The following is a 13,273-nucleotide window of genomic DNA, read 5'->3' as shown; positions in this document are numbered from 1 at the left end:
AATGTGTAAAATCATTTCAGACGACACAACAGAAACACAAAGGCCGCAACGATTAAGCTGCGGCCTTTTTGTCGCTATGCACGTAGATTAAGTGTCATGAATAATGATGATATTGCTTAACTGTTGAACATCCAATTCAGACAATCCAGTTACACCCTCAAGTTCAATGGTGACACTCTTATCGCCCTTGGTGACATTAACCAAGGTGCTCGTATTATCATCGTTTTCAGTGAGTGTAATCTTGTCTCCGCCGACGGCGACATTATCTAACAGAGCTTCTAATGATGTATTACTATCTTCAAATACCTCTGACAAGTCGATAACGTCGCGGTTTCCTTCCACTTGAGAGAAGTCAGTAATCACATCATGACTGCCGTCTAAGTCACCTTCGCTCCATTTGAAGGTGTCATCTCCAAGACCACCAGTTAATACATCATTACCAAGTCCACCGGATAGAACATCGTCACCATCCGTACCATGGATAACTGTGACGCCACTGCCTCCCTGGACTGCATAATCGACTTCTTCAGACTCGTCCACATTACCATTTGGCATGATATTGACGTTAACGGTTGCCGTTTCTAGGCTTGGAAGTCCATCTGAATCGATAGCTCTATAATCAAATTGATCCGCTACCTCACCATCGGTAACCTTCACGCTTTGAAGCACAAAACCTGCGTCTTTGCCCTCAGCGTTAAATGGCATAATGCGCATTTCATCAAATGGTATATCCGATGCTACCTCAATAATTGCTTGATGGTCGTCGATAACGCCGTTATCCATCACGATTGGATTATCATCTAATAAAACACCACCAGCATATAGGTAAACAAAGACTTGAGCCGCACCATTACCGTTAGCCGCAGCACTAAATTGTCCAGTTAAGCTTCCTACGCCGACAAGAGCTCTTGTCATCATGCCTGCCGTAAATTTAATGGACATAAATTCACTTTGTTTGGCTTCAGTTTCTTTCCCCTGACCTCGCTCATCATCACGTTTAGTGTAGAAACCAGATTGCTTAGCTGCGCCTGCGCTATCAAAAGCTATCTCTTCCATTTCAACGCCAAGATGAGGTTTGTCACCATCGTATGTTCCTCCAGTAACAACAATGTCATTACCAAACGGCTCATCTCCTTGAGGATTATAGCCCAGCGCTGAAACATCAAAACCAACTTCTAGGTCGTAAAATATATCGACACTATCTTCCACCACATCGCCAACGTCTAAGTCGAAGCGCTCACCAGAATTACTTAGGAAATAAAGTTGACCATACTCTGGCTCATCTGTGATTTCCACAAGAGTTGCTTTTGTATTACTGGCATCGTCCTCACTATCCGTAGCAAAATCTGCAAAATTGAGTGGAATAGTGTCATCCGGAGCAAAAAACTCAAAGTCTATGACTTCAGGAGGTGTATTTGATGCAGATGGCTCTGGATTATCTAGTACGACAAGGTTAATCGATTCTGAAACAACCTCATCTACCGGAGAATAGGTACCGTCCAATTCAGAGGCAATCGCTTTGATTGTAATAGGATAGGTTCCAACATCAGCCACTTTAATTTGCAGATCATTCAGGTCACTCCAATCAGATATATCGACTTCTCCAGAAGGTCCTATGATCGAAGTTTGAGTACCATTGGTGACAATAGCGCCTTGTGGTAACCCTTGAATCAGTAGAGTCAGTACTTCTGAACCATCGGTATCATTTAGACTGGCAGAAATATCACTAATATCAATGAAGGTGTCCTCGTAACCTACATTGCTTCGTGTCGAAAGTACTATATTATCAAGCAATGCCCCATAGCTATTCTGCTCAGGCGACTCAAAAACAACTCGATAATTAAAGCTATCCGGAGTTTGGAAAAACAGCTGTTCATCTTCAGACCAGTCTCTAACCACCAAACTATGCTCTTCTCCGCTACCATAGGATCGCAATGTTTCAACTTCAACCCAAACACCTGATGAGGTCTCTTTTTCAAGCTTAATATCCATCGGTGAATCGCTACGTCTAGCCGCAGCATCGAAGTTTAACTCGTAGAATTGTCCTGGAGTTCCTTTGAAGCTAGTAAATAAAGAGTCTTGTTGACCACTACGCCCCTCTATTTCAAAGATCTGGTTTTGCTCACCATTACCCAGATAAACGCCTTCTTTACCGACTTCACCTCTATTGGTAATAACACCCCAATCCCCACTATTTAAGTCATCAGGAGTATCCACACTGAGTTGCGCACCACTAATATTGCCTTTCCAACTGCTATTACCCAGATTGACATTTTCAAAATTGATTGCAGAAACAATGTTCTCGCCGGTCACAATTAATGTTGGGGCATCTGTTATTGGTCGGACAGTAACCGCCAAATCATGCTGCTCTACCACATTATCATCTGCATCACGACCGGACACCGACAAAGTGAAATCGACATCGCTATCTTGTGGTGGCTTAATGGATAAATTCGCTAATTGTGATGGCAGAATATTTGCCGCATTGTTGGTCACGACTATCTCATCAGTACCTGAGAATAAGGTTGCTCCATCAGGAATACCACTAATCACAACTTCTGTTGCATCACTGTTTGCGGGCAACTGTATATCCAACGCAATCTTGTTGTCTTCGTCACCAATCGCGGCGGCAACAACTAGATCAGCGATCGCAGTAAAGTTAATAGTTGAAACTGCGGTATTTGATGGTTGCATTGCATCATCAAAGATCGTGATTTCAATGATTCTGTCCTCATCATCCGGAGATTGTGAGGAGTTGGAGAACTCAATTAGCTGAATAGCAGCTTCATAATCAGCAGGTGTCGCTTCTCCGCTCAGAGTGATTTTAATTGCACCAGAATCGAGAAGTTCTGTCGTATAACTAATGCCGCTAAGCAGTGGGTTAGTCGCACCACCAATCCCAAAATTGTCATCCGCTTTTGGATTGGTTAAGACAATTTCTGCCTCATGAATGACATTTTTCTCATCAAAAATAGTGATGTCACTATCGACAACATCAATAGCGCTATCACCCTCTTGGTAATTCGTATCGAAGCTTGTACCGTCAGCACTTAAGTCAAGATCGAGCGTTGGTGGCATATTGTTTTCACGCTCATCAACAATAGTAACAACAGATTCAGTGCTTTCACCTTCATCAGAGTCAACCGCTTTGTATTTAAAGCTGTCGTTCAGTGCGGTTTCTAGATAGCGTAGCTCCCAATTACCTCGACCATCAGTACCAACACTCACTCCCTCAATAAGCACCCGTCCTTCAAAATCACCTAAATCATCAACAGAGAAGCTCAGTTCATGGAATAAGACGTCATTTCCTGACGTATCTTTTTGTACATCAGGTGTGTAATCGACGGTATCGCCATTGCTGAGTGTGACCTTAATCGTCACAGCAGATTCGTTTCGGCCACCTAAGTCGCTATAGAAATAGCCTCCCATGCCATCCAAGCCAAGGTTAACGTGTGTGGCAGGACGATCTTCAAAGTTGATCGATAGCCATTCCCCCTCGTTAATACCTTGGCCACCACCAATACCTAGGCCATGACCAACATGATTATCTTGGACATCACCTCGATACTGAGTGAGATTACCTTTGTTACTGTTAATGGTGATGCTGTCTGTGCTGCCGTCAGTGTTAGGTAGCTCTAATACTCTATTCCTACCATCGACTTCAGTTCCCCAGTTGTAAAACTCATCTTGAGTACTTTCCATATCACTCGATGTTGGCACCACTTTAGTACCAAGAATGAAGCCTTGAGCATCAGAGTCAGGCTCATAGGTTATCTTAGTTGGATCAAACGTATCACCATTGGCAACATTTGTCTGAGTGATTTCCTCACCATCATGATAGAGCGTACCACCAATAGGAAGCTCGGTGATCGCAACTAGAACCTGTTCAGAATTTAAGTCATCTTCAATATCCGAAATATGGTCATCGCCGTCTCCAGAATCTACACCATCAACGGCAGCTCTCGTAGTATCAAATACGACGGCTGTAACATCATTATCAGTGATACTGAAACTAAAGCTTTCTGATTTTGGTCCGTCATTGATAGGAACGACATTAATCGTTGAAATTGCCGTGTTTGATTCGATATTTTGGTCATCGAACACCTTGATTTCTATCTGTCTCGGAATCGCACTTGGATCTTCACTATCATTACTAAACTCAACCCACTTCAGTGCAGCCTCATAATCTGAAGCACTGCCCGTGCCACTTATCACAATAGTATCGGAGCCTAATGCATGAGTGATTGTCAAACCTGAAGCAAGTACCGCCGCAGCTGCGAGTGCAATTGAGTCACCAGACTGAGCGTTGGTAAGGGTAATTTCAGCTCTAGTTATCACATCGATATCATCTGTGACAGTGACGTCTTGGTCAACAATGACAACAGGATCATCACCTTCACTAAAGGTTGTAGTGTAACCCGTACCATCACTTGCATTAGTCGGACGCAGGGTGACGACTAGATCATTAAAGTCTTTATCACTCTCATCGTACGCGATATCTTCAACACGGATTTCTAGTGCACCGTCATCAACTCCAGAAACCGTAAATTGATACTGAACACTATCTTCTGTTGATAAGTAGACAGGCTTACTTGGTATCTGGCCGTTTACCAGCAAGTCGCCTTGAGCATTGAAACTCAGTACTGCATCATCTGGGGTTTGATTTGCACCATTAGCAATAAGGAAAAACTCCAGCCCTTCCTTAGAATCCAGTTCAGCTAGTAACTGATCATTGGCAAGTCCCGCATTAGTATCATGTATTAACACTACAGGGTCGGTTGGATTACCTTGTGAGTCGGTGTAAAAATAACCAAACACATTAGAGTAACCCGCTCTTTCACTCTCAAAAACAATCTCGTAATCTTCGCCATTTAAGTCAATGGTAGGGGCTAAATTATCATTATCACCACCAGACTGCCCGCCTAGTTGCCCATCATCAGAAATAGTGGCACCAGCAGATACGCCTACGTTACCGTTAACTGTCAGACCAGCTGGCTCAGTCACTTTTAACGTAAAGTTCTCATCTTGCTCATAGACATCGTTATCTTGGATACCTACTTGGATATTAACGGATGTAACACCAGCTGGAATGGTAATCTGGCCATTAACAATCTGCAGTGGAACATTGGTCGTCCCATCGTTATAGCTCGCCGTCGTAGTAGTAAAGTCATCATCATCGGTATCAACATCGAGTCGATCGAGCGCTACCGTGAGGTCAACATCAGAAGGATTACTTAAAGACAGAGTGAACGGAACACTTCCCGCATCTTCGCTCACTTCCCCACCACCACTCAATGAGAGTGTGATTGGATCGTTATCTTGAATATCTCCAGTCACGGTTTGGCCGTCGACTACCAGAGTAAAGCCTTCGTCACCCTCATAACGATTATCATCGATTGTCGGCAACGTAATCGTAAAGTCAGAAACGTTAGCAGGAACTTCAAGCTCTCCAGTCACCTCGTTGTAAGTGACCCCATTGCTGAAGGTCATAGTCGATGGGTCAACATCATTAGCTGAAGCCTCATCGCCATTAGCGCCAAACTCAATGTCAAAGAAAGTCTTCACATTGGTAGAACCGTCCAGAGTCACGTTATAGGAGAAGCTCTCCCCTTCTTCAACACTAGCCGTACCTATCTCAAACCCGCTGACTGAAATCGGTCCAGGGTTGACCAGAACATTCACTGTTGCAGTGTCAAAGCCACCTTTATCGTCGGTAATTTGGTACTGGAACTCAGTGCGACCCGCAAAGCCTTCAGGCAAATCGAAAATGACATTACCACCTTCAATACGCGCATCACCTTGCGTCTCACCGAACACGTAAGTGATACGAATATCATCACCATCCACGGCATCGTCGTTAGATAAAAGCTCTGAAAGCGGAATGACGACAGGTTCATCATGGTCAAAGACATAAGCGCCCGCACCGACCACTTCAATGCCCTGAAGGAAATAATCAGAAGAGTCAGTGCCACGTGCAGGGCCACCTGTAAAATCAACAGACTCAAATACCAATTTGTCGTAGGCAAAACCGCCCGTTTCAATATCAAACGTGCCTTTATTACCTGACTCATTATGGAAATAATCACTGGCAACCAGAGTATCGCCTAAATAAGCGCTCCACTTACCTTGTTCATGACTACCTGCCCCGCCCTCATTAGCGAACAAGTTGGTTACAGAAAAAGCCCCATCTACAGCTGGCTCTTTGAGCGTAATAATAAGCTGCTCAGACTCTTCTTCATTTCGGTTATATTGAATTTGAGATTCAGGGCCACCGTTGGTAGTGCCGTCAGGAATACCAATACGGTCAGTACCGTCGATATTGTAGTTAACAGTTTGGCCATCATATTTCGCCTGAATGCTGTCAACCATATCCCAACCTTGATCGCCCGCTCCCATATCACCTTGAACAAGGCTATAAGACTCTGGATCATCAATCGCATCTGGTGCTAGGTTGGTACGTTGGTCATCGATAGTCACTGTTGATTCATCACTATATGCGCCATCAGAATCAAGTGCTTTATAATCAAAGGAGTCTTCTAAACTCGTCTCTAGGTATCTTAGTTCCCAGTTTCCATTACCTTCAGTTCCAACCGTGACACCATATATTTGTAACCCTTCAGCGCCAGAAAGATCATCGATTGATATCGTAATGTCTAAATCAAGATCGCTATTACCAGACGTCGTCTTTTGAATCGGATCTAGAACTCTCGTTGAACCATCGCTTAAGGTAACGGTAACTAGTACTGATGACTCGTTGGCATTGTTGAGATTTTCATCAAAATAGCCACCTAGACCATCTAGCCCTAATGTCACTGAAGTGGCTGGTCTCTCGGAGAAATCAATCGAAATAGTCTCTCCCTCATTGATGCCTTGTCCACCACCGACACCAAGACCAAATCCAACGTGGTTAGCGTCTCCCCGGTACTGAGTGAGATCCCCACCAATTGAGGTAATCCTGATCGAGTCATCACCCAAAGTTAAAATGCGCTCTCCAGGATTATTACCGGGAGACCCCCAGTTTAAGAAATCGGTTTGCGAACTGGCTTCGCTGTCCAACCCTTGCGAATCTTTAACACCTAAAACAAAGCCTTGAGCACTTTCATCAGGTAGATAGGAAATATTATCTGGATTAAACGGTGTGCCATTAGCCCCTCCTTCGACATGGAGGTCAGCTTCAACAATCGCTCGAGTTTCACCGTTTTCAGTGTAGAGAAGTGTACCGCCTAAAGGCAGCTCAGTGATTACAACTGACAGTGACTTTCCATCAGTGGAACTACGATCATCTTCATAGTCGGAGATATGGTCGGTTCCATCACCCTCAATAGAACCTTCTCCAGTATCAAAAATAACTGGAATCGCATCCTCTCCGGAGAGTGTAATTGAGAAGTCTTCGGAGTCAGGTCTATCATTGGTACCGTTGATAGTAATTGTTACCACTTCAGTGTCAGTTGCTCCCCACTCATCTTCAACGATGACGTCAAAGGCAATTGGCAATGTCTCACCTTGAGCTAGCTTCTGAACGGCGTCTGATTCGTTATCTAAAACAAATTTCCACTCCCCCGTTTTTGGGTCAGTGATAACGAACTGACCGTACTGTGAGGTACCATCAGCAACTGAGAAAGTGAGGTCGTGCCCAGTATCTACATCATTAGCCACTATGGTCCCCGTTGCTTCAGGTGACCCTACATTGATGCCACCAGACTCAGTAACTGCACCCGTAAGGTCGCTTTCGTCTTCGTCAATTACTGGTGCATCATTGCTGCCTTTGACAACAATTCGAATCGTCTGCTCAACACTAGCACCATGTTCATCTTCCACGACTACCGTGTATTCAAGACGTTTCTTCTCACCTTCTGCCAACGCATCGGTCGCAGGCAGATCATCCTTCAGCTCATAACGCCAGTCACCGGTTTCTTCATCAACAGTGAATGTACCGTAAGTGGTGTCTGCTGGCTCTTTGAGTGTGAAACTCAGCTCCGCTCCGTTATCGACATCCGACGCATCAATAAAACCTGTTGTGACAGCTTTACCGTTGTCATCATCACCGGCTTCACGTACTCGACCTTTACTGTCAACATCGTCTATGACTGGTGCATCATTGCTACCTTTAACAACAATTCGAATCGTCTGTTCAACACTGGCACCATGTTCATCTTCCACGACTACCGTGTATTCAAGACGTTTCTTCTCACCTTCTGCCAACGCATCGGTCGCTGGTAGATCATCCTTCAGCTCGTAACGCCAGTCACCGGTTTCTTCATCAACAGTGAATGTGCCGTAAGTGGTGTCTGCTGGCTCTTTGAGTGTGAAACTCAGCTCTGCTCCGTTATCAACATCCGACGCATCAATGAAACCCGTTGTGACAGCTTTACCGTTGTCATCATCACCGGCTTCACGTACTCGGCCTTTACTGTCAACATCGTCTATGACTGGTGCATCATTGCTGCCTTTAACAACAATTCGAATCGTCTGCTCAACACTGGCACCATGTTCATCTTCCACGACTACCGTGTATTCAAGACGTTTCTTCTCACCTTCTGCCAACGCATCGGTCGCAGGCAGATCATCCTTCAGCTCATAACGCCAGTCACCGGTTTCTTCATCAACAGTGAATGTACCGTAAGTGGTGTCTGCTGGCTCTTTGAGTGTGAAACTCAGCTCCGCTCCGTTATCGACATCCGACGCATCAATGAAACCCGTTGTGACAGCTTTACCGTTGTCATCATCACCGGCTTCACGTACTCGACCTTTACTGTCAACATCGTCTATGACTGGTACATCATTCGTCCCTTTAACAGTCACCGAGATAGTTTGAGTAACCACCGCGCCCTGCTCGTCTTCAACTTGAACGGTAAAACTCAGAGGAACTTCGTCACCTTCAGCTAACGCTTCTACAGCATCCGCTTCGTTATCAATAACAAAACTCCATAAGCCATCGCTAGTGATACTGAACGTGCCATACGGGTTGCTAACGTCGCCTACTGAGCTCCACGTTAGGTTAGAAGAATCCACATCTGTCGCTGAAAGTTGACCACCTGTACTTGGTGCTCCGGCATCCTCAGTACCATTGTCAAAATGCCCAGACTCTCTTACTTCGCCTTCTGTAACCAATTCTGAGTCAATTACTGGCTTGTCGTTCGTACCTTGGATATTGATAACAATCGTTTGAAAGACATCAACACCTTGGTCGTCAGTGACTTTAACTTTGAATTCAAGAGAAGTTGATTGCCCTTCTCGTAAGGCTTGAACTTCATCAGCAGTGTTGTCTAGTTCAAATGTCCAGAGGCCGGCTTCTGTAATCGAAAAATCGCCATATGTAGAAGACACATCGCCATCTTCTGACCAAACCAAACTTTCGACTGGAGAGTCTACATCTGTGGCATTCAACTGTCCGCTCACCGATGCCGTTCCTATGTTCTCTGAACCGTCATCATTGTGTCCAGCTTCGACAACGTCACCACTGATTTCGCTATTTGCACTGATAACAGGTTTATCGTTAGTGCCAGTAATAGTGATTACAAATGGTTGTGACGTAGAGGAGTTTAAAGGGTCGGTGACTTGGACGGTAAAGGAGAGTGTGACAGTATCATTGACGTTTAAAGCTTGTGTGGCATCCGAGTCATTATTTAAACGGAAGGTCCATTGCCCATTATCAGCTAGCTCAAACTCACCGAAGTCAGATAGATTGTCCGGAGTAGAAATCACATCCCATGTTAACGTTGCATCGTCAAATTCAAGGTCGGTTGCTGAAAGCTGACCTGTCAGCTCAGCCGTACCGTCAAAATCACTACCGTCAGAGTTATGACCTGCTTCCACAACGTTTCCAGCTAAGGCTTCACTAAGAATTTGCGGAGCTGAGTTAACGAGTACCTGAAGAAGAGTATTAGATTGCGTCGCGGTTAGTCCTTGCGCCTCAAGGCCAGAGGTGTCGAACTGAGTTTTAGCTAGAGTTTGCGAATCATCACGCTCGATAGCGCCAGTAGTCGTTGGGCTTGAACCATTGGCTTCACCTGCAGCAGTAGCTTGTTCTTCATTTTGAGTCGGATCTTCTCCGGCCTCAATGGCAGCGATGATTTCTTCGGCATCAATATCAGAGACATCTATCTCTTGGTTTTCCCCATCTTCTTGAATCAATACAAGGTCTATATCCTCTCCGACTTCTGTATCGTTCAAAACGTTGATAACAACGTCCCCAGGTCTTGGTTCTGTTCCTTCAGGAAGGATGGTGAGTTTTCCTTGAGCATCTATTACTAACGTACCAGACACTTTTGCCAACCCAAATAGAGACAACGCACTCATGATTTACTCCTTGAATTGCTTCCGACGCCAGGAAACAATATCTTTTATCAGTTCTAGCCAGCCTTGCTTGCGCGGATGGACATATGCCCAAGCTCGAAATTTTACTTTTATTTTACATTTAGATATCAGATTAGTTGACGAAATGAAACTTTTTGGGGAAGTATTTTTCGTTTGTCTCAAAAACGAAAAAAGTCTCGCAAATACGAGACTTTTTGATGAATGTTTTAAGCTTAATCTTAGCCGATTACAGTGATAAATCCTTGTAAGATGATTAGGTTCACAATATCAATGAAAAACGCTCCCACAATAGGCACTACCATAAAGGCTTGAGGAGATGGACCGAATCGATTAACAATAGACCCCATATTCATAACCGCTGTCGGCGTAGCCCCTAAACCAAACCCACAGTGGCCACCGGCTATAACCGCTCCATCGTAGTTTTTGCCCATCACTCTAAACGTAATGTAATAAGCAAACAGCCCCAAAATAACCGATTGAACAGACAGTATGATTAAGAAAGGAATAGCCAGATCAAAGATGTTCCACAGCTGAAGACTCATCAATGCCATTGCTAAGAAAAGCGATAATGACACCGTACCGAGAATATCGACCGTTTCTGCATCCACTTTATAACTTTTGGTCACTTCGCAGATGTTGGTAATGAAAACACCGATAAATAACGCATAAACGAAGTCAGGAATCATTAACCAAGATATTTCAAATGTATTAACCCACGCATGTAAATACTTCGCTCCAGTCACACAGATGAGTAAGATAAACAGAACTTCAATAACCTTTTTAGCAGTCACGCGATCTCTTTCGTACTCGTTATAAGTTACCAATTCAGGGAAGCGCTCATGAGTATCATTGCCTCGGCCATACTCTGACTCAAAGTTATTCTTATCAATGAGTCGTTGTGCAACCGGACTACCAATAATACCGCCGATAATTAGACCAAAGGTTGCAGAAGCCATCGCAATTTCTAGTGTGTTGCTGATGCCGTAAGTCTCAGTAAAGGTTTGAGCCCAAGCAGCCCCAGTACCGTGTCCGCCCGACAAGGTAATAGAGCCCGCAATTAACCCCATTAACGGCTCTAAGCCGAGCATGGTGGCTAATCCAACTCCGACACTATTCTGGATAATAATATATACCGATGCGACCGCTAAAAAGACAAAGACTTTAGCGCCACCTTTCATTAGTTGGGTGTAGTTAGCCGCCAATCCTACGGTGCTAAAAAACATCAACATAAATGTTTTCTGCAAGGGCAACGAGAACTCAAGATTAACGTTGTTAAAGTGTAAAACCGTAATGATAAGGGCAACGATTAATCCACCAACGATGGGTTCAGGGATGTTGTATTTTTTTAGAACAGGGAGCTTACTATTAATGATGTGTCCCAGAAAAAGAACGCTGATAGCGATCAAAAAAGATTCTAACGTGCCAACAGAGATGGTGTTGTTCATATAACCTCTTTTTTTGCTTTATCGCTCATCTTCCTTAATGAGGTTCGACTAAATTGTAAAGTGTAGTAGAAATAGAATAGATGGCGACTCGCTTTACGCAGACACCAAACGACCTTGTTTAGACTATCTATCACTTCTTAAGGTGCCGGGAAGAATCGGCAAATATGTGGCCATAGTTAATTAACAGAAACACTGTTAACCTGTTGGCTACATTGAGTTTATGAATATAAAAAGAAGAACTACACTAAATTAATCGCGCAGTGTACCACAGTCAGGCCATTGCGACTAATTGAACCATCGAATATATGGATAACGGAATGAAATCTATACTAACAAGGACTGTTTTTTCAGTCGCTCTATTGACACCATTCGCGGCGATAGGCGCTGTCAATATTAGCTATGGCGATACAAATACAACGTCAGAACAACAAGCGAAAACTGCAATCGCACAAAGCAAAATAAATGAGCTGGTGGTACAGCTCTCCGATGCTTACTTTCCATTTAACAACGACCTAACGATTCAATATGGCGGTGATGACGGACCACTTTACGATCCTCAAGCTCATGTCGTGCATATTCCGTATAAATTCTATACCGACTCACTCAACTACTTTTTAAACAACGATTACCAAAAGAAGTTTGGCAAACCAGCTAAAGATGGGGCGCTTGATACTCTACTTCATACATTGTTGCATGAAGCAGGACATGCTTACGTAGCAGATCATGGGATTCCTATTCTAGGCAAAGAAGAAGATGCCGTAGATAACTTTGCGGCAGTGTTAATGCTCAACTACGTAGAAAACGGTGCCGATGCCACTATCAGCGCTGCAGATATGTTCTCCTTTGAATCCGAAGACCGGCCCGACTATTACGATTTTGCCGAGTACATCGGCGAGCATAGTTTTGATCTACAACGTTATTTCAGCACACTTTGTTTGGTATATGGTAGTGACCCAGAGAACCATGCCACGCTTCTGGATGAGATAGAAGAAGACTATAGAGACGAGCAAAAAGATAAATGTGAAATGACTTTCCAACAGATCGATATGAACTGGAAACAAGTATTAGGAATACAAGAAGAGCAAAGCTGAAAACAAAGAAAGGAGTTGATATGGCGACCCAGCTCATCGTATTTTTTGATGGTACGTGCCCACTTTGCGTCAAAGAAATGCAATCTCTAAAGCATCATGACAAAGCACTAGCCATTAAACTTATCGACATTTTCTCTCCAGAGTTTGAGGCCTACCCTGATATCGATCCTAAAGCGGCCTCAGAGCGCCTTCATGCCTACGATACAGAAGGAAAGTTGCTTCTCGGCTTGGACGTTACTCATAGAGCATGGAGCTTGGTAGGAAAACCACATCTTTACGGATTCACACGATGGCGAATCTTCAAGCCTGTTTGCGATTGGGCATACCTGAAATTTGCTCGTAATCGCTACCAAATATCGGGCTGGCTAACTGGAAAGAAACAATGTGAGCGGTGTCGGCTTGATTAATCGACTACCGCTC

At 44.1% G+C, this 13,273-nt stretch carries 4 protein-coding genes; 2 read left to right on the top strand and 2 right to left on the bottom strand.

What is annotated here, in order from left to right; translation table 11 throughout:
- Positions 1 to 87 precede the first annotated feature (87 nt).
- Positions 88 to 10,299, bottom strand: a complete 10,212-nt coding sequence (locus JKJ11_RS23485) for a VCBS domain-containing protein (protein WP_252039371.1) — start codon at positions 10,297 to 10,299, stop codon at positions 88 to 90.
- A gap of 236 nt (positions 10,300 to 10,535) precedes the next feature.
- Positions 10,536 to 11,762, bottom strand: coding sequence for a sodium/glutamate symporter (gene gltS, locus JKJ11_RS23480; protein ID WP_006069707.1), 1,227 nt, complete (start codon positions 11,760 to 11,762; stop codon positions 10,536 to 10,538).
- 317 nt (positions 11,763 to 12,079) lie between these two features.
- Between gltS and JKJ11_RS23475 the strand changes: the two genes are divergently transcribed.
- Positions 12,080 to 12,853, top strand: a complete 774-nt coding sequence (locus tag JKJ11_RS23475; protein WP_198559324.1) for a DUF4344 domain-containing metallopeptidase — start codon at positions 12,080 to 12,082, stop codon at positions 12,851 to 12,853.
- A gap of 20 nt (positions 12,854 to 12,873) precedes the next feature.
- The gene (locus JKJ11_RS23470; protein ID WP_198559323.1) at positions 12,874 to 13,260 is read left to right on the top strand and encodes a thiol-disulfide oxidoreductase DCC family protein; all 387 of its coding nucleotides are present in this window, start codon (positions 12,874 to 12,876) and stop codon (positions 13,258 to 13,260) included.
- Positions 13,261 to 13,273 lie beyond the last annotated feature (13 nt).

The organism is Vibrio sp. SCSIO 43133, assembly GCF_023716845.1.
GTDB classification, from domain to species: domain Bacteria; phylum Pseudomonadota; class Gammaproteobacteria; order Enterobacterales; family Vibrionaceae; genus Vibrio; species Vibrio mediterranei.
This window is presented reverse-complemented; position numbering and strand designations above follow the sequence as displayed.

Excerpts from the sequence above, each read along its gene's own strand:
- JKJ11_RS23475 (WP_198559324.1), top strand. The coding sequence starts at position 12,080 with ATGAAATCTATACTAACAAGGACTGTTTTTTCAGTCGCTCTATTGACA.
- JKJ11_RS23485 (WP_252039371.1), bottom strand. The coding sequence starts at position 10,299 with ATGAGTGCGTTGTCTCTATTTGGGTTGGCAAAAGTGTCTGGTACGTTA.
- JKJ11_RS23470 (WP_198559323.1), top strand. The coding sequence starts at position 12,874 with ATGGCGACCCAGCTCATCGTATTTTTTGATGGTACGTGCCCACTTTGC.
- gltS (WP_006069707.1), bottom strand. The coding sequence starts at position 11,762 with ATGAACAACACCATCTCTGTTGGCACGTTAGAATCTTTTTTGATCGCT.